Here is a 17,625-nt window from a genome sequence, read left to right as displayed (position 1 = left end):
ACAAGATACTTATCTATTACTCCTTCAAATGAGTGGAACTATTCGTAAACATTACGAGTTTTCCATGTTCGGTAATTTCTAAAAGGGAGATACCTGTATCGTCCGTCTTAAAAAAGGATTTATGAACAAAGGGGATGTTCAGGAAGCTTTCTAGAATTCTTGAAATCATTCCACCGTGGGTAACAATGGCAATACGCTCATACTCCCTACTTACCGCTAGAATATGTGAAAAGACTTGTTCTCCTCTTGCCCGAAACTCCATCGCTGATTCTCCATATCCCCCAAACTTTTCGTGTGGTAGTAGGTGCCAGGGGAAAGGAATCTCTTCGAGTGGCTTACCTGCCATCTCTCCATTATCATGCTCTCGTAGCTCATGAACATATTCAATAGGACAACCTATGGCGTCTGCTAAAATGGAAGCCGTTTTTGATGCCCTTTTATAGGTACTCGCCCATATCATTTGCGGCGGAAATTCCCTTTTCACCCGGATCGCCATTTTCACCGCTTGTCTTATTCCCTCTTCTGTCAGAGGGTAATCTGCGCTACCTTCATGTACATGGAGTAAATCAGCTTCTGATTGTCCGTGTCGTATCAGTAATATTTGCATTTTATTGCCTCCTGGATTGCGGTTATACGTACTAATTCGACACAGATTCCCTTTTTCCTATTAAAAAAGAAGAGATTATGCGCTTACATAATCTCTTCTAGTCTATTACCCGACTGTTTGATTCGTTAGCGTAATCGTAAACCCTTCATACCCATTAGCTGCGATCTCCTCACATTTTTTGCGGTAGGCACCAACCCCACCTAAGTAAATCAAGAAACCACGTGGTTTTCCAGGGATGTTAGCGCCTGTATACCAGGAGTCCGTTTTTGTAAAGAGCGTTGCTTCTGCTACTTCGCGACAATGCTTGCTCCACGCCTCTTCTGCCTCAACTGCTGCCTCAATCGTTTCAACACCTTGCTTCTCAAAGTGCTCAATGCAGTCACCGATCCATTCTACATGCTGTTCGATCGATACAGGCATATTACTCAAGACAGACGGACTTTCAGGACCAGTAATCATAAAGAAGTTAGGAAAACCAGCGTTTGCTACTCCTAAATACGTTCGAGTAGAAGCTCCGCCATTCCATTTTTCCTTTAAGGAAACACCGTCCTTTCCACGAATGTCAATTTTGAGAAGGGGTCCTGTCATACCATCGTAGCCTGTCGCAAAGACAAGCGCATCCAACTCATACTCTTCTTCAGATGTACGAACACCAGAAGCTGTAATTTCTTCGATTGGATTTTTCCTTACGTCAACAAGAGCTACATTCTCCCTGTTAAAAGTTTCATAATAATTCGTATCGATAATCGGACGTTTCGTACCATAATAATAGCTTGGTAGAAGCTTGGAAGCAGTCTCAGGATCTTTAACTATCTCTTTTATTTTTCCGCGGATAAATTCGGCAACCGTTTCATTCGCCTCTTCGTTTACCGTGATATCATAGTATGCTGCAAAAAGACCTAACCCACCATTTTCCCATGCATGTTCATAGACTTTTTGTCTCTCTTCAGGAGTTACCTCAAGGGCCGATTTATCTGGCGGAACTGCCGGCTGACCACCTGCTGATTCTCGCATTTGTTTTTTGATTTCAAAAAAGTTTTTCTTCGCTTGTTCCACATACTCTTCCCTATATGGATGATTTCTAGCAGGTGCACTATACTGAGGAGTACGTTGGAAAACGGTTAGATGTTCAGCTTCCTGTGCAATTACAGGAATCGCCTGGACTCCACTTGATCCAGTACCTATAATTCCAACTCTCTTCCCTTTAAAGCTTACTCCCTCATGTGGCCAATGTCCGGTATGGTAGAATTCCCCTTTAAAATTTTCTAACCCCTTAAATTTAGGTAGATTCGCTGCAGAAAGGCATCCAACCCCTGTGATAAAGTACTTCGCTGTAACACTTGTACCGTTATCAAGTTGTATCTCCCATTTTTTTGTATCTTCATTATAGTGAGCAGACTGTACACGTGTCTTAAATTGGATGCCCTTTTTAAGATCAAACTTATCTGCTACGAAATTTAAATAACGTAAAATCTCTGGCTGGGCCGGATATCTCGAAGTCCATGTCCATTCTTTATATAACTCTTCCGAAAACGTATAATTATAGTAAATGCTCTCAGAATCACAGCGAGCACCAGGATAGCGGTTCCAATACCAAGTTCCTCCAACACCATCTCCTGCTTCAAATACTGCTGTTGAAAACCCTGCTTCTCTTAGTCGATACAGCATATACAATCCTGAAAAGCCTGCACCAATAACGACCGCATCATACGGTTTTGTTGAACTCATTTCATTCCCCTCCACTCTATTTTATGACTGGTGAACTTCTTTATTAATCGTATTTAAAAATTCAGCAATATTTGAGATGGAAGCTTTAATTCTGTCTGGAAAAACGGCCATATTCGTAAAATAACCATGTACAAGCCCTTCTTCACAGATCGTTTCAACCTGAACTCCTGCATTCCTTAATTTATCTGCATATGCCTGCCCTTCATCTCGCAGCACATCATATTCCGCCGTTATCACGTAAGCAGGAGGGAGACCAGATACATCCTCAGCTTCAAGTGGAGCAGCTAGCTTATTTTTGGCATCCTCTTCTCCGTTAATATAATAGTTTCCAAACCAAATCATTAAGTCACGATCTAATCCGAAACCTTGCTGGAACTCAAAATATGACTTTGTATCATAGGTTAGGCTTGTCACGGGATATATTAAAATTTGACCTTCAATCTCTGGCCCTTTCTCGTCTTTTGAAAGGAGGGTCATGGCTGCTGAAAGATTTCCTCCGGCACTGTCACCACCAACCACAATTTTGGAAGCGTTTCCATTTATCTCCGTTGCATGTTCTTTTACCCATTTCAGCGCAGCATATGAATCTTCTACCGGAACTGGAAACTTGTATTCAGGAGCAAGACGATAATCTACTGACACAACCACTCGCTCTGTACGATTTGCTAACATCCGGCAACTTGCATCCGCTGTTTCTAAGTCCCCTATTACCCAACCCCCTCCGTGGTAATAAACAAAAAGAGGAAAAGGACCTTCTCCTTCTGGTGTATAAATTCGGACATTGATATCTGCATCGTTTCCAACTGGTATTAATCTATCTTCAACACTTGCTAACGGAGCAAGTTCTACTTCTACTGGTGGTACAAGTGCAAACAAATCTCTTACTGCTTGTGCTTCCATTGAGTGAAGGGCAGGCATTTGATTGAACGCTTCTAAATAAACTTTTGCTTGTGGATCTAAATTAGCCAACGGACATCTTCCTCTCTAATAGGTATTTTTACATATTTAGAAATTCCTTCTTAATATGCTACCTAAATCGTAATATTTTCTGTATAATTTGAATATTCCCAATTTTAGATATAGACACTTCCTAAAAAGGAGATGATTTTTATACCAACCCATTACTCCGTTTTAGAACATGTTCGAAAGCTTGAAGTTCAAGCTAGTCATGAGGAACAGCTCTATCATATTCTCGACATCTATTTGAAACTCTTCCCAACTAAAAATGCCTTCTTATTTCGCTACTCACCTTTAGGATATTTAGGCGAAGGAATTATCCAATTAACCCCTACACAACTCATACATATTAGAGAGATCAGAGACGATATTCGCGCTCTACCCATTATCCACTCAGCCATTAAAGAACGCGAGGCAAAATATTGTTCTGGTATTGAACACCTAAAACAAATCAGCAGTAGATACGTTTTTCCTTCGAATGTAGATTCTATGTTGGTCGTACCCATTTGTTTTGGCTCTGTTGTTGTCGGTTACATTTGCTCAACGGAATTTCAGGAAGGGGTAGTTTTCGACGAGAAAACACTATCTTCACTTTCTTTATACGGAAAACTAGTAGGAAAATATCTTCATAATTCCATAGAAAATGACACTCCTACTTCATTAAGTAAGAGAGAATTAGAAGTGATGAAGAGAATTTCTCAAGGGGAAAGCACGAAGGAAATGGCTGATTCAATGAACATTAGTGAAATGACAGTCAAGCAGTACGTGAAAACGGCGATCAGAAAACTCGGAGCAAACAACCGCTCACATGCAGTGGGAGAATTGTTTCGAACGGGTATCCTTTCATGATTTTTATGTAAGCGCTTTAACAAAGAAAAAGAAAGCGAGTTCCCTCGCTTTCTTACTTGAAGTAGAGAGCCATCATATCTTCCCCGATATAAGTATTGTCTATTTTCATGGAGCGAGAGTCACTTCCGATTAGTTCAAAACCAAAAGATTCATACAATTTTTTAGCAGCTGTATTATTTGATGAAACCGTTAAATATATCTGCTCCACTCCACCGATTTCTTTTGCCTTCTCAATTGCGGCATTCATTAATCGTTTCCCTACTCCTTGCCTTCTTACTTTAGGAGAGACATACATTGCAAAAATATCAGAGCGATGCTTGAGTTTCCTTTTGATTTCTGTAACAAGAGTGACTACACCAACAAGTTTGTCTTCTTCAAAAGCACCAAATGTATATGCGTTGACTGCACGAAGTCTTGAAGCATGAACTTCTATTGAATACTCCATTTCCTCTTCCACACTCGAGCTAAACGCCTCTGGGTGGTTTTGTAGTGCTTCTATTCTTTTTTCTTTGTATTCTACTGCATCGTTTTCATTAAGTAAGTGAATCTTAATCATTTCTAATCTCCCTCACCTTTTTGTTATTACTCGTATTATACATGGAAAGAAATGTTTACGATATGAAATATAAAGTGTCAACTATTACTGGTTAATTGAAAAAATTAGAGCAAAAATAATGATATGTATGGTGGAAGGAACGAAAAAACGTTCCTCCTTCATGTTTTTACTTGTAAGTCAAGATGAAAACTTCGCTTACATCTATTTTTTTTCATTGAACTGTTTCATTAATTTTTGTATCTTATGTAAGTATGTTTGTAAATTAGGAGGAACATTTCAACATGAATCAAAATCAAACACAAAAAATCCAAGTCGTTACGGCTGATCCCTCTGCCCTAGGTTTGTTTGGACTAGCTATGGTAACCTTGGTTGCATCATCACAAAAACTTGGCTGGACAGACGGAGTTTCTTTTGTTCTACCTTGGGCCATTTTCCTTGGTGGTTTTGCACAACTATTCGCTGCGATCAATGATGCGAAACATAATAATACATTCGGCACAACCGCATTTGGTGCATTTGCCCTTTTCTGGTTCGGTGTAGGGGCTTCTTGGTTAATCAACCTTGGTGTTTTTGGAGAAAATGCGGCACTTGCTGTTGATCCAAAGCAGCTAGGGATTGCATTTATTGGCTATTTATTGTTTAGCTTATACATGACGATTGGTGCGATGGAAACACATAAAGTTTTATTTATTATCTTTGTTCTTATTGATTTCTTATTTATCGGTCTTTCTTTATCCACTCTCGGTATAGCACCTGAATTTTTCCATGAGGTAGCTGCGATCTCTGAATTGCTTATTGCCATTATGTCTTTTTATGGGTCAGCCGCTGCTGTATTAAACAATCATTTTGGAAAAGTGTTCATTCCGGTCGGGAAACCATTTGGGATTTTCAAATAAATCGTACGAAAGGGAAGCAGTAATAACACTGCTTCCCTTTCATTTTCTTTTAAATAGATAATGGTATAACCAGATTTGTGAGGCTTGAACAAATAAGTAGATAGGATAGGAATAAGTGATCTTATATCCATTTTTGTAGTGGAAAATCCCTGTAAGAATCCCTATGTATTCTACACCAATCCCAACAGCAGACCAGAAAAGAATATATAAGATCAGCCAATATTTTTTTACAGGTAATTGTAATTGTTCATATAAATAAATATATAGGTACCCCACTGGAGCATACATCGTATAGGAAAAGAGATCAAATAACTGGTATTTGGATTCATCTCCCACATCGTAAAAGTCAATCGGTTCAATTGCTATTGTATGATCAAACATTAGGCCAATGACTACCCCATATAACAGGTTCACAACTGTAACAGATGATGAAAATTTTTTAGGAAGAAGAAAGAAAAGGGTAAATCCTAAGCTGATAATGATTAACACAGTCCACTCATTCCAATTAAATGCGTCATCATATATGATATTAGTCATGTTGTTTTTCCACCATCAAGTCTTGTCGCTATACGAGCAGTTAAAAGGGTTATTCCTATTAATGCACCAATACAAAGTATTTCATAGTAAATGGTCCATCCCGTGTATTGAATAATATTTAATGCTCGTAACACCTGCGAACCAGCCAATAGTAGGAAAAATGTAAGAATGGTTATCCCCCATTTCCCCCTCTTTTCCTTTGTTGTGAAATAGACATTAACAAAAATTAATAAAATTACACTCATCGTTATATCTCGATACACGACCAACGCTAACCAATTGCTATACGAAATAATTGGCTTAATTAAACTAAACGTTGAAAGGTTTAACGTCAGCTTATTAATATCTACAATAGAAGTAACAAAAAATACAATCACATTTGTCGCTCTGTTTACTTTTTGTGGGAGTAGAGCAAAAAATAGAATCGTCAACCACGCAGTAATGGTTATATAAACAAGACTCAGATAGACCCTCTCCTTTTGTTTGATACCTATCATTATTTTCCTCAAATATCACTCAGTTATGTAAGAGACTCTCATTCGCTAACTTCCCTTTGAATGGTAATAATAACCCACCTATATATGGGAACACTATTCCTAAACTACATTGGTAAAAGGAGGTTTTCATATGAATCAAAATAGATTATCCATTTTCGCTCTTGGTGGAGTAAATGAAATTGGTAAGAATATGTATGTAGTTCAATATGGAGATGACATGCTCGTCATTGATTGTGGTGGAAAATTCCCTGATGAAAGCTTATTAGGAATAGACTTAATCATCCCTGATACAACTTATTTAGAGGAAAACAAAGAAAAAATCAGAGCCCTCATTGTTACACATGGGCATGAAGATCATATTGGTGGAATTCCTTATTTTCTCAAAAAACTAAATGTTCCTATTTATGCAACCCGTTTTACGTTAGGGTTAATTGAATTGAAGTTAGACGAACACCGTTTAACTGGAGATACCAAACTTGTCGAGGTTCATGCGGAATCAGAGCTTAATTTTGGAGAAGTCGGAGTTTCCTTCTTTAAGGTTAGTCATAGTATTCCCGATTGTCTTGGAATTGTTATCCATACTCCTGAGGGAAATGTGGTACATACCGGTGACTTCAAATTCGATTTAACTCCTGCCAACCACCAGCATTCTGACATACACAAAATGGCTGAGATCGGTAAAAAAGGTGTACTCGTTTTAATTTCCGAAAGTACAAATGCTGAGAGAAAAGGATTAACACCTTCTGAAGAAATGGTAGGAAATCATATGGATGAGGCTTTTCTGCGTGCAGATGGAAAAATCTTCGTCTCTACCTTCGCCTCCAATGTAAATCGCGTTCAACAAGTGGTGGATGCAGCTATTAAAACGAAACGAAAACTGGCTTTAGTTGGACGCAGTATGGTAAATGTCGTACAGGTAGCAATGGAACGGGGCTATGTTAATATTCCTGAAGGTATGATTATTGACGCAAGATCGGCAAATGAATTGGCTCCAGAAAAAGTAGCTGTTCTTTGTACCGGTAGCCAAGGTGAACCAATGGCTGCCCTCTCTCGGTTATCTACTGGAAATTACAGAGATATGGTGATCTATCCTGGGGATACAGTTATATTAGCTGCTTCTCCAATTCCAGGTAACGAAAAGGATGTCTCTCGTATCATTGATAATCTGTTTCAACTCGGAGCAAAGGTAATTTATGGGTCTGGAAGTACAACCGGAATGCACGTTTCAGGACATGGTTATCAAGAGGACCTTAAACTCATGCTTACTTTAATGAAGCCTACCTATTTTGTCCCTATCCATGGGGAATATCGAATGCTCCACCATCATCGATTATTAGCAGAGTCCGTTGGTGTAGAAAAAGGAAACACCTTTATTATTAAAAATGGTGATGTTGTTGATGTTGAGAATGGAACTGCTGTTCAGACTCGGAGCATCCCTAACGGGGACACGTATGTCGATGGAGTCAGTGTGGGAGATGTAGGAGAAATTGTCCTTAGAGATCGAAGACAACTGTCTGAAGATGGAATGGTCGTTATTGTTATTACCCTTAGTAAAGCCGATCGAAAAATCATCCAAGGTCCTGATACAATCACAAGAGGATTTGTATATGTTAAGGATTCCGAAGATTTAATTAGAGAAATCAATCGTTTGACAAAAAAGACGGTTAATGATTTACAAGCAGAAAACGTTCGACAGTGGAATGTTATGAAACAAAATATCAAAAAATCAGTTGGTCATTACTTATTTACTCAAACAAAGAGAAAACCGATGATTTTGCCGGTAATTATAGAAATTTAAGTGCCTTGGAAAATAAAAAAATAACCACCTATTCAATATAGGTGGTTATTTTTTCATTGGCCCTTTGGATTTGGTCCATATTTATTTTCACCTGGCTGGCTGTCAAGCACTGCAAATACTAGAAGTACGATTAATCCGATTACAGGGATAAAGGAGAGCAACATCCACCACCCTGTCCTTCCTATATCATGCAGGCGGCGTACACTAACAGCGATTGAAGGTAACAAAACAGCTAATCCGTATATCCCGGATAGAATTCCTCCAAGACCGAGCATCATTTCAATAATTGAGAACAAAATGGTAAAGAGAAAATTAAATAGGAAAAACATCCAGTACTCTTTTCTCCTAGCTCTCCCTTGGAAACCAACATAATTCTTTAAAACTTTTGTATACCATTGCATTTTATGACCCTCCAAGAATGAAGTGTGCTAAACAGGTATAGATTATATTGCACAAACCTTCTTTGAGTTATTCACTACGTGATTTCAAGTATGTTTCGACTATTTAAAAACCTTCTTCCATAGACCTGAATATATATATCCTAAGGGTAATTTTAGGGAGGGATGAAGGTGAATGTTCGGTATTTAGGCGCTTTAGGCTTCGGGATAGGCGGGTTAGTTGTTGGACTGTCAGGTGACTATTTCATCTTTGCGATCTTTTTTATGGGGTTAATCGGTAGTGCCATGCTAAGTATTCCAGCTCGGAGTATTAAGTTTACGATACTCACTTCCTTACTCGGAGCCTTTGGTTTTGTTATTGGATTTACCATTCCCATGTTTATTTCCATGTCAATATTTGACCTTAGCTTACCCATTGTCGGTGTCATTATGGGCCTTATCTCTGGAGCATTACTGGGGATCATTTTTAAGAACATCAAAAGTTTTTCATTATACGGTATGATTGGCTTCGGATTATGGGGCTTACTAATCAATATTTTTAGACCTATCTATGATAATATCCCACCTGCACTTATTACTCTGATCGCCTCTGCTGTTGCTGGAATCATGCTAGGTCACGCCGCCCTTTTATCTAGAAGAGTTCGAAAATAATGAAGGAAATGATCCAATGCAATCATAACTAAAAAAAAACTGACTTTGGTATCAAACCCAAAGTCAGTTTTTTATCATTAATTAAAGCTCTTTTCCATTTGTTGCAATGACATTTTTATACCAGTCAAAAGACTTTTTCTTGGATCGTTCTAGAGTTCCGTTACCTTCGTTGTCTTTGTCAACATAGATAAAACCGTAGCGCTTTTTCATTTCACCTGTTGTAAAAGATACACAATCAATACAGCCCCATGGAGTGTAACCCATTAATTCAACTCCATCTAGTTCGATGGCTTTCTCCATTTCTTGAATATGTGAGCGTAGGTAGTCAATACGATAGTCATCGTTTACACTTCCATCTTCTTCCTTCACATCAACAGCACCGAAGCCATTTTCAACGATAAATAATGGAAGTTCGTATCTTTCCCATAATTGATTTAAAGAATATCTTAATCCAACTGGGTCAATTTGCCAGCCCCAATCAGATGCTTTAACGAATGGGTTTTTAACACTTGAGCTAGAACCCACCACGTCATTTTCATCTACCTGATTTACACCGCTTTTTACAGCATCAGACATATAGTAACTGAATCCTATATAATCCACTGTTCCGTCTGCAAGAATTTGTGCATCCTCAGGCTCCATTTTAATGTTATAACCTTTTCTTTCCCACTCTTTTAGGGCATATGCACCGTAATGTCCTCTTGCATGTACATCGGCAAAGAACCAACGGTCATGCATCGATTCAACTTGCAGCATCATGTCGTCAGGATGACAGGAGAATGGGTAAATAGGTACGAACGAAACCATACATCCAATTTGGAAGTCAGGGTTAATTTTGTGTCCTTCCTTCACTACTAGTGCACTTGCAACAAGCTCATGGTGAACCGCTTGGTACATGATTTCTTCTCTATTTTCGCCTTCCTTATATTGAACACCAGAGCAGGTCCAAACAAACAGTGGATTGGCTGTATTTTTTTGGTTATTGATTTCGTTAAAGGTCATCCAGTACTTCACTTTGTTTTTGTAACGTTCCATCACCGTTTTCGAATAGTGAACAAAGAATTCAATCACTTTACGGTTACGCCAACCACCGTATTCCTTCACTAGATGATAAGGCATTTCAAAGTGACTTAACGTTATGACAGGTTCAATGCCATGCTTTAATAACTCATCAAACATATCATCATAAAATTGTAAGCCTTCTTCGTTTGGCTCCACTTCGTCACCTTTTGGAAAAATACGCGTCCAAGCAATACTTGTACGGAAGCATTTGAAGCCCATTTCTGCAAATAGTGCAATATCTTCTTTATAATTGCCGTGGAAATCAATGGCTTCATGGTTAGGATAAAACTTACCTTCTAAAACTCCATCCGTAATTTGTCTCGGGACACCGTGTGCGCCAGCAGTCATTACGTCAGCCACACTCGGGCCTTTTCCACCTTTATTCCATCCACCTTCTACTTGATGTGCAGCAACTGCTCCGCCCCATAAAAAGTTCTCTTGAAATGCCATGGTTTGTTCCTCCGTTTACTATTAAAATCACTCCGCTTATCATGTCCGAAACTAAACAGCCTATAAGCTTCATGTTTATTTCATTCACTAACTTATAGTAATATAGTATAGGAAGAATATTTGGAGTGAAAGACTTTCCAAGCAGGTTAGAATGGCATTCTATTTTTTTCTACCTTTTTTCATCAAATAATGAAATACCTTTTTAAAAAGGAGTAAAATAATTACATTATGATCATCTCAAATAAGCTTGAATCAATGGACTCTTTATCAAAGTCCGAAGAAGTACTTGCGACATATATATTAAAAGAAAAGGAAAATATCCAGCACTTGTCAACGAAGGATTTAGCTCATGCTACCTTTACTTCCCCTTCTACTGTTGTTCGCTTGTCACAAAAATTAGGATTTAGCGGCTGGAATGAGTTAAAAGAGAAATATCTTGAGGAGATCCACTATTTAAACCAGCATTTTTCAAATATTGATCCAAATTTCCCTTTTGAACCACAAGATAGCTTGATGAGCATCGCTTCAAAAATTGGTCATTTAGCAACCGAAACTGTCGAAGATACATTGGCACTTTTAAAAAATGAGGAATTAAGGAAAGCGACGAAACTACTAGCAAAGGCTGACATCATTAATATATATGGAATAAGCAACTCCCTGTTAATGGCGTATGACTTCAAGCACAAAATGCTTCGTATTAATCGTCATGTGGAATTAATGAATGTTCCTGAAGAGCAAATTTTTGTAGCAAACAATTCTACGCCTAAACACACAGCGATTTTAATCTCGTATTCTGGTGAATCGGACGAGGTTATTAAGATTGCCAAGGTATTGAAGGACAGAAAAACACCTATTATTTCTTTAACGAGTCTTAGCGAAAACAGTTTAAAAAACTATTCAGATTGTACGTTATACATTTCTACCCGTGAAAAACTGTATTCAAAAATTGGCTACTATTCAACCAATAACTCCATTCACTTGATTTTGGATATCCTTTATTCTTGTATTTTCAAAATGAACTATCACGAAAATCTAGAATACAAAACGAAAGTTGCCAAGAATACAGAAGAAAGAGTGGTTAGCAGTATCGTATTAGAAGAAAACTAAAAAGCCTGCTTTAGCGAACATCCGTTAAAGCAGGCCTATATTTACAAAGTAACTCCACTTTTAAAAATGGAAATCTCCCTGAAATCGTTCTTCTCGTTATTAACCCATTCCCCACTTGCCACTTCGATAATATAGGTAACAAAATCATGAAGTACCTGTTCAGATGATACGTCTTCCTCTAGAAGTATTCCTGCATTAAAGTCGATCCAGTGGGGTTTGGTTTCATAGATTTGAGAATTCGTAGATATTTTCATCGTTGGGACAAAAGTACCAAATGGAGTCCCTCTTCCAGTTGTAAATAAAACCATATGACAGCCTGCAGCGGCTAATGCCGTTGATGCAATTAAATCATTTCCAGGTGCACTTAGAAGATTTAACCCATTTACCCTAAGTACTTCCCCATACTTCAATACATCAACAACTTTAGAGGTTCCTGCTTTCTGAGTACAACCAAGGGATTTATCCTCAAGTGTCGTGATGCCACCCGCCTTATTCCCTGGGGAAGGATTTTCATAGACCGGTTGATTATGGGCAAGAAAATATCCCTTAAAATCGTTGATTAAATGAACAACCTTATGAAAAACGTCTTCATTTTCAGCTCGTTCCATTAATATTTTCTCTGCTCCAAACATTTCTGGAACTTCGGTTAATACGGTTGTACCTCCTTGTGCGATAAGATAATCAGAAAACCTTCCTAAAAGTGGGTTTGCGGTAATACCAGAAAATCCATCAGAACCTCCGCATTTCAAGCCAATTTTCAATTCTGATAATGGTACATCAACTCTTTGATCCTGTTTTGCAGCTTCATAGATTTCCATAACGAGCTTTAATCCTTCTTCAATTTCATCCGTCACAGCCTGTGAAACGAGAAATTTCACCCGATGTTCATTGATTTCTCCAAGCGATTTTTTAAATTCAGGAAGCTCATTATTTTCACAACCGAGCCCTAATACAAGGACTCCCCCTGCATTTGGATGATTCACCGCGTTAACGAGAATTTGTTTTGTATTCTCGTGATCATCTCCAAGCTGAGAACATCCATAGCTATGCTTTAAAACTAGTACATTATCAAATGGATTTTCCGTACCAACTTGTTTTTCAAAACGCTTGATAATCTTTTCAGCAATTCCATTTACACATCCTACTGTCGGCACAATCCACAGCTCATTACGAATCCCAACTGTTCCGTTATCTCTTTTATACCCTTTAAAGGTACGGTTTTCGTTCCCATACGGATTTACCGTTTGATTCGGAACATACTCGTAGTCCTCTGTCCCTAATAAATTGGTTCGAGTATTATGGGTATGAACAAGTTCACCCGCGCGAATGGGTGACAGAGCATGACCGATTGGATAACCATATTTAACGATATCCTCTTGTTCTTGGATATCTCTAAGAGCGATTTTATGTCCTCGATAAATCTCTTCTTTTACAGTAAGAGATATTTCATCTACTAAAAGCTCTTCCCCTGCTTTTATGTTTTGTAAAGCTAGTATGATATTGTCGTTCTCATGTATTTTCAACACTTTCTTCATTGATGCCCCTCCTCACTTACATACTTTTTCATTCAACTCTTTTAACGCGTTCCGAACTCCGTTTTCTTCTATTTGCAAAAGATGATTAGCTACCATCTCAACAAGTTTCGGAATGACAGCCAGATTCCTTCCCCATAATTGTTCATTACTCAACACTTCTTCTGTCAATTGATGTAAGGAGACCATCTTCTCCTCATAGCGCTTCCATACGTCATGAAAAAATTGAAGTGTCTCTAACTGATCCTGAAGGTCAATATTTTCTTCTCCTCTTTTCCCTCGATAAAAGTAAATAAGCGAGCTTAATGAAAACACCATCCTTTTTGGCAACTCATGCTTATGATTCATGTAATCTAGAAATGCTGTGATATTTCTTGTTTGAAACTTTGAAATGGAGTTTAAAGAAATACTCATTAAGTAATGCTTAATATAAGGATTGGCAAATCGGCTGAGTACTTCATCAGCATACAAAGAAAGCTCTTTTCCCTCGCCTTCAAGAGTGGGAATAATTTCCTCGGTAATCATTTCTTTCAGAAATACACCAACCTCAGGATCATTGACAGCGTCTTCAACCGTTTCGAGATGAGATAAATAGGCAACAGGTGTCATGGCGGTATGTGCTCCGTTTAGTATTCTTACCTTTCTTGTGCGATAAGGAGCCAAATCATCCACAACAATAGTATTCAACCCTGTGTCCTTTACCGGTAGCTCATTATAAAGAGATTGCGGACCCTCAATGACCCAAAGATGATACTGCTCACCAACAACTATTAATTCATCTATAAACCCAAGTTCCTTTGTTTTCTCTTCAATGGTGTCACTTGGATATCCTGGTACAATTCGGTCAACAAGACTTGAGCAAAACGTATTTGCGTGATGAATCCACTGAATAAACTCAGCATTCAAATTCCAAAGCTTAGCATATTTCAAGACTATTTCTTTCAGAACCTGACCATTATTTTCTATCAGTTCACAAGGGATAATGATGCATCCTTGGTCCACATCACCAGAAAACGCTTTGAATCGATAGTATAGAAACGCCGTCAATTTTGCAGGAAAACTTTTCTGTGGCCGATCCTCCAACCGATCTTCCGGATGAAAAGCAACGCCAGCCTCGGTTGTGTTGCTCACAATAAATCGAAGCTCCTCGTTAGCTGCTAATTTGACGTACTCATCATAATCAGTAAACAGATTAATTCCTCTACTGATGGAATCTATCACCTGAAATTCATTTACAGGACGTCCCTCTTTCATGCCCTGTAAATATAAAGTGTATAATCCATCCTGACGATTCAGTCTCTCAATTTTATCGAACCCTCTTGGTTGTATAACGACTGCACTTCCATTAAAGTCAGCCTTCTCGTTTAAAACTTGTATTTGCCAGTCTACGAATCCCCTTAGAAAATTCCCTTCACCAAATTGAAGAACTCTTTCAGGATATGATTTGGACTCAGGATAGCTGCTTCGATTTAACCTTTGCAATATAAACTCCCTCCTTTTATTTAATGCATACGTTAACATTTTTATTTAAAACCATTGGATGCTATGATAGCATCCTAACGGAGTCCCTAACAATCAGCTCTGTTTTCATAAACGTTCTCTCAACTTCCTCCTCTTTTCTCCCAATAAGTGAAAGAAGTCTCTCTACACCTACCCTACTAATCTCTTCTACCGGACGCTTCACTGTTGTCAACCTTGGCGTTGTATATTGAGAAAAACCAATATCATCAAAACCTACAATGGATATATCGTTCGGTACACTTAACCCTCGAGCAAAAACCGTATTCATAGCACCAATAGCCATATCGTCATTCGAACAAAATACAGCCGTGGGCAGAGATGTTAGGGAAAGCAATTGTTCCATCGCTTGAGATCCACTTTCCATATCATAATTCCCTTGAATACTGTATTCCTTTTTAATCGGTATCCCAGCTTCCATTAACGCTTGAAGATAGCCTTCCTTCCGCATGTGTGAAGATTTAAAACTTGGTGTTCCCTCAATAATGGCAATGTGGTGATGGCCATTTGTGATTAAGTGATCCACTGCCATACGCGCTCCTTCTGTATCATTACTTAACACATTGGGAATATTAGTCTCTTCTACTTCTCTGTTAAGAACAACTAAAGGAATTTCTTTTTGCAGCACATGATAGATAAAGGAATTGTCTGAAACACTCTGACTCATCAAAATAATGCCGTCAAATCTTTGTGGATTGATACTTGTATAGTCTTCGTAATCATCGATTCCTCGGATGAATAAATTGTACTCATTTGTTATCCTACTGTTAGCGCCCTTGATCGTGTCAGCGAGAAAGCTAGACGACGTTCCGTTACTAATGCTTGTTAAAAACAGACCAATCGTATGTGATTTTTGCATGACTAAACTTTTCGCATTTACGTTAGGTGTATAGTTGAGCTGGGAGGCAATTTCAAGTATCTTCCGTTTCGTTGGCTCTTTAATTAATGGACTATTATTCAGTGCTCTTGAAACAGTTGTATGCGATACGTTCGCCAATCTAGCAATATCTTTAATCGTAATCATATTGACCTTCCTTTTTGGATCATTAAAAAGCTTTGACTTCTACCTCCTGAAAAGCAAAGTAAGCTTTTGCATTGTGGTAGCAGATTCCCTGCACAATTCCTCCAAGTAATTCCATGTCATGGGGGACCTCTCCGTTTTCGACCCACTCACCAATTAAATTACAAACGAGTCTTCTGAAGTATTCATGCCTTGTATAGGATAGAAAACTTCTCGAATCTGTTAGCATCCCGATAAAACGACTAAATAACCCTACATTTGATAAAGCCTTCATTTGATCAAGCATACCATCCTTTGTATCATTGAACCACCACGCAGTCCCAAATTGAATTTTCCCAGGCGTCTTTCCATCTTGAAAACTGTTTATGATACTTGCAATTACATGATTATCGCCAGGATTCAAAGAGTAAAGAATGGTTTTCGGTAGCTTATCATGACGATCTAATTCATCTAGGATTCTCACTAATGGCTTAGCAATTTGATCGTCGTTAATGGAATCATAACCTGTATCCGGTCCAAGCGAAGCCATCATTCTCGTGTTATTATTACGGTTTGCATTGATATGAAACTGCATTGCCCAATCTAGGTCTGCATAAAGTTTCCCTAAAAACAGGAGCGTAAAGGTTTTAAATTTCTTTTCTTCTTCCAAATAGATTTGACTTCCTTTTACTCTTTTGGCAAAAACCTTAGCGACCTCTTCAAAGGTAGCCTCCTCATATACCATAGAATCTAACGCATGGTCGGACACTCTACATCCTACTGATTGAAAGAACTGAACTCTAGACTCGAGTGCAGCTAGATAATCCTCATAGTTTTCTATATCAATACTAGAGACTTCAGAAAGCTTAGCCACCCAATCTAAAAAGCCTTCTCGCTGAATTTCCAAGCCCTTATCAGGACGGAATCCTGGAACGACACTCACAGGAAAATCCTTTTCTTCCTTTAACAACGAATGATATTCTAACGTATCGACTGGATCATCTGTCGTACAAATCACTCTTACCTTAGACTTAACGATTAACTCTCTGACACGATAATCTTCTTTGTTCAGCAATGTGTTTACTTTTTCCCATATATACGGTGCACTCTGCTCATTTAATATGTCATAAATACCGAAAAGTCGTTGAAGCTCTAAATGAGTCCAATTGTATAACGGATTCCCGATCGTCATTGGTACAGTTTTTGCCCACGCTAGAAATTTCTCATAGTCCGATTTATCACCCGTAATATACTCCTCAGCAATTCCATTGGTCCTCATTGCTCTCCACTTATAATGATCTCCGTACAGCCAAGCTTCGGTAATGTTTTTGAACTGCTTGTTTTCATAGATTTCCTTTGGATTTAAGTGACAATGGTAGTCGATGATTGGCATTTCTTTTGCATAATCATGAAATAAAGTAACAGCTGTATCATTTTTCAATAAAAAATTACTTCCCATAAACTTTTCCATAGGTTCACATC

The 17,625-nt window shown here is 38.3% G+C and carries 17 protein-coding genes; 5 read left to right on the top strand and 12 right to left on the bottom strand.

Going from position 1 to position 17,625, the window contains the following annotated elements; all coding sequences use genetic code 11:
- Positions 1 to 16 precede the first annotated feature (16 nt).
- The 3 genes from ACRX5O_RS16775 to ACRX5O_RS16765 form a co-directional block, all read right to left on the bottom strand.
- A complete protein-coding gene (locus ACRX5O_RS16775) occupies positions 17 to 607 on the bottom strand; it encodes a histidine phosphatase family protein (RefSeq protein WP_433906980.1) in 591 nt (196 codons plus the stop codon).
- Positions 608 to 712: 105 nt separating this feature from the next.
- Positions 713 to 2,335, bottom strand: a complete 1,623-nt coding sequence (locus ACRX5O_RS16770) for a flavin-containing monooxygenase (protein WP_433906979.1) — start codon at positions 2,333 to 2,335, stop codon at positions 713 to 715.
- Positions 2,336 to 2,356: 21 nt separating this feature from the next.
- A complete protein-coding gene (locus ACRX5O_RS16765; protein WP_433906978.1) occupies positions 2,357 to 3,304 on the bottom strand; it encodes an alpha/beta hydrolase in 948 nt (315 codons plus the stop codon).
- Between the two features lie 132 nt (positions 3,305 to 3,436).
- Between ACRX5O_RS16765 and ACRX5O_RS16760 the strand changes: the two genes are divergently transcribed.
- A complete protein-coding gene (locus tag ACRX5O_RS16760; RefSeq protein ID WP_433906977.1) occupies positions 3,437 to 4,141 on the top strand; it encodes a response regulator transcription factor in 705 nt (234 codons plus the stop codon).
- Between the two features lie 52 nt (positions 4,142 to 4,193).
- Here the strand turns inward: ACRX5O_RS16760 and ACRX5O_RS16755 are convergent, their stop codons facing one another.
- Positions 4,194 to 4,697, bottom strand: coding sequence for a GNAT family N-acetyltransferase (locus tag ACRX5O_RS16755; protein ID WP_433906976.1), 504 nt, complete (start codon positions 4,695 to 4,697; stop codon positions 4,194 to 4,196).
- Between the two features lie 281 nt (positions 4,698 to 4,978).
- Here ACRX5O_RS16755 and ACRX5O_RS16750 point away from each other — a divergent pair, with 281 nt between their 5' ends.
- Complete coding sequence (locus ACRX5O_RS16750; protein ID WP_119707779.1) at positions 4,979 to 5,593, top strand: acetate uptake transporter; 615 nt, start codon at positions 4,979 to 4,981, stop codon at positions 5,591 to 5,593.
- Positions 5,594 to 5,632: 39 nt separating this feature from the next.
- Here ACRX5O_RS16750 and ACRX5O_RS16745 read toward each other — a convergent pair whose 3' ends face one another.
- Together ACRX5O_RS16745 and ACRX5O_RS16740 are read right to left on the bottom strand one after the other, a co-directional pair.
- On the bottom strand, positions 5,633 to 6,130 hold the full coding sequence (locus ACRX5O_RS16745) for a hypothetical protein (protein ID WP_433906975.1): 498 nt from the start codon (positions 6,128 to 6,130) through the stop codon (positions 5,633 to 5,635).
- Positions 6,127 to 6,627 carry a hypothetical protein gene (locus tag ACRX5O_RS16740; protein ID WP_433906974.1) on the bottom strand — a complete coding sequence of 167 codons (501 nt, stop codon included), beginning with the start codon at positions 6,625 to 6,627 and terminating at the stop codon, positions 6,127 to 6,129. Before ACRX5O_RS16740 ends, ACRX5O_RS16745 begins: the two co-directional genes overlap by 4 nt.
- A gap of 130 nt (positions 6,628 to 6,757) precedes the next feature.
- Between ACRX5O_RS16740 and ACRX5O_RS16735 the strand changes: the two genes are divergently transcribed.
- The gene (locus tag ACRX5O_RS16735) at positions 6,758 to 8,425 is read left to right on the top strand and encodes a ribonuclease J (protein ID WP_433906973.1); all 1,668 of its coding nucleotides are present in this window, start codon (positions 6,758 to 6,760) and stop codon (positions 8,423 to 8,425) included.
- A gap of 53 nt (positions 8,426 to 8,478) precedes the next feature.
- On the opposite strand, the gene ACRX5O_RS16730 is transcribed toward ACRX5O_RS16735, so the two are convergent.
- On the bottom strand, positions 8,479 to 8,826 hold the full coding sequence (locus tag ACRX5O_RS16730; RefSeq protein ID WP_433906972.1) for a DUF805 domain-containing protein: 348 nt from the start codon (positions 8,824 to 8,826) through the stop codon (positions 8,479 to 8,481).
- 168 nt (positions 8,827 to 8,994) lie between these two features.
- Here ACRX5O_RS16730 and ACRX5O_RS16725 point away from each other — a divergent pair, with 168 nt between their 5' ends.
- Positions 8,995 to 9,474, top strand: a complete 480-nt coding sequence (locus ACRX5O_RS16725) for a hypothetical protein (protein ID WP_433906971.1) — start codon at positions 8,995 to 8,997, stop codon at positions 9,472 to 9,474.
- A gap of 81 nt (positions 9,475 to 9,555) precedes the next feature.
- Here the strand turns inward: ACRX5O_RS16725 and ACRX5O_RS16720 are convergent, their stop codons facing one another.
- Entirely contained in the window at positions 9,556 to 10,986 is a 1,431-nt protein-coding gene (locus ACRX5O_RS16720) for a 6-phospho-beta-glucosidase (RefSeq protein ID WP_433906970.1), read from the bottom strand.
- Between the two features lie 228 nt (positions 10,987 to 11,214).
- Here ACRX5O_RS16720 and ACRX5O_RS16715 point away from each other — a divergent pair, with 228 nt between their 5' ends.
- Complete coding sequence (locus tag ACRX5O_RS16715; RefSeq protein ID WP_433906969.1) at positions 11,215 to 12,093, top strand: MurR/RpiR family transcriptional regulator; 879 nt, start codon at positions 11,215 to 11,217, stop codon at positions 12,091 to 12,093.
- 41 nt (positions 12,094 to 12,134) lie between these two features.
- On the opposite strand, the gene ACRX5O_RS16710 is transcribed toward ACRX5O_RS16715, so the two are convergent.
- The 4 genes from ACRX5O_RS16710 to uxaC form a co-directional block, all read right to left on the bottom strand.
- Entirely contained in the window at positions 12,135 to 13,628 is a 1,494-nt protein-coding gene (locus ACRX5O_RS16710) for a UxaA family hydrolase (RefSeq protein ID WP_433906968.1), read from the bottom strand.
- 12 nt (positions 13,629 to 13,640) lie between these two features.
- Positions 13,641 to 15,107 carry a tagaturonate reductase gene (locus ACRX5O_RS16705; RefSeq protein ID WP_433906967.1) on the bottom strand — a complete coding sequence of 489 codons (1,467 nt, stop codon included), beginning with the start codon at positions 15,105 to 15,107 and terminating at the stop codon, positions 13,641 to 13,643.
- Between the two features lie 61 nt (positions 15,108 to 15,168).
- Positions 15,169 to 16,167, bottom strand: coding sequence for a LacI family DNA-binding transcriptional regulator (locus ACRX5O_RS16700; RefSeq protein ID WP_433906966.1), 999 nt, complete (start codon positions 16,165 to 16,167; stop codon positions 15,169 to 15,171).
- 22 nt (positions 16,168 to 16,189) lie between these two features.
- Positions 16,190 to 17,614 carry a glucuronate isomerase gene (uxaC, locus tag ACRX5O_RS16695; RefSeq protein ID WP_433906965.1) on the bottom strand — a complete coding sequence of 475 codons (1,425 nt, stop codon included), beginning with the start codon at positions 17,612 to 17,614 and terminating at the stop codon, positions 16,190 to 16,192.
- Positions 17,615 to 17,625 lie beyond the last annotated feature (11 nt).

This window comes from Robertmurraya mesotrionivorans, from assembly GCF_050971805.1.
In the GTDB taxonomy this organism is placed as follows: domain Bacteria; phylum Bacillota; class Bacilli; order Bacillales; family Cytobacillaceae; genus Robertmurraya_A.
The sequence above is the reverse complement of the archived record's forward strand: the minus strand, read 5'-3'. Positions and strand labels throughout refer to the sequence as shown.

Excerpts from the sequence above, each read along its gene's own strand:
- ACRX5O_RS16775 (WP_433906980.1), bottom strand. The coding sequence starts at position 607 with ATGCAAATATTACTGATACGACACGGACAATCAGAAGCTGATTTACTC.
- ACRX5O_RS16770 (WP_433906979.1), bottom strand. The coding sequence starts at position 2,335 with ATGAGTTCAACAAAACCGTATGATGCGGTCGTTATTGGTGCAGGCTTT.
- ACRX5O_RS16760 (WP_433906977.1), top strand. The coding sequence starts at position 3,437 with ATGATTTTTATACCAACCCATTACTCCGTTTTAGAACATGTTCGAAAG.
- ACRX5O_RS16755 (WP_433906976.1), bottom strand. The coding sequence starts at position 4,697 with ATGATTAAGATTCACTTACTTAATGAAAACGATGCAGTAGAATACAAA.
- ACRX5O_RS16750 (WP_119707779.1), top strand. The coding sequence starts at position 4,979 with ATGAATCAAAATCAAACACAAAAAATCCAAGTCGTTACGGCTGATCCC.
- ACRX5O_RS16745 (WP_433906975.1), bottom strand. The coding sequence starts at position 6,130 with ATGACTAATATCATATATGATGACGCATTTAATTGGAATGAGTGGACT.
- ACRX5O_RS16740 (WP_433906974.1), bottom strand. The coding sequence starts at position 6,627 with ATGATAGGTATCAAACAAAAGGAGAGGGTCTATCTGAGTCTTGTTTAT.
- ACRX5O_RS16735 (WP_433906973.1), top strand. The coding sequence starts at position 6,758 with ATGAATCAAAATAGATTATCCATTTTCGCTCTTGGTGGAGTAAATGAA.
- ACRX5O_RS16730 (WP_433906972.1), bottom strand. The coding sequence starts at position 8,826 with ATGCAATGGTATACAAAAGTTTTAAAGAATTATGTTGGTTTCCAAGGG.
- ACRX5O_RS16720 (WP_433906970.1), bottom strand. The coding sequence starts at position 10,986 with ATGGCATTTCAAGAGAACTTTTTATGGGGCGGAGCAGTTGCTGCACAT.
- ACRX5O_RS16715 (WP_433906969.1), top strand. The coding sequence starts at position 11,215 with ATGATCATCTCAAATAAGCTTGAATCAATGGACTCTTTATCAAAGTCC.
- ACRX5O_RS16710 (WP_433906968.1), bottom strand. The coding sequence starts at position 13,628 with ATGAAGAAAGTGTTGAAAATACATGAGAACGACAATATCATACTAGCT.
- ACRX5O_RS16700 (WP_433906966.1), bottom strand. The coding sequence starts at position 16,167 with ATGATTACGATTAAAGATATTGCTAGATTGGCGAACGTATCGCATACA.
- uxaC (WP_433906965.1), bottom strand. The coding sequence starts at position 17,614 with ATGGAAAAGTTTATGGGAAGTAATTTTTTATTGAAAAATGATACAGCT.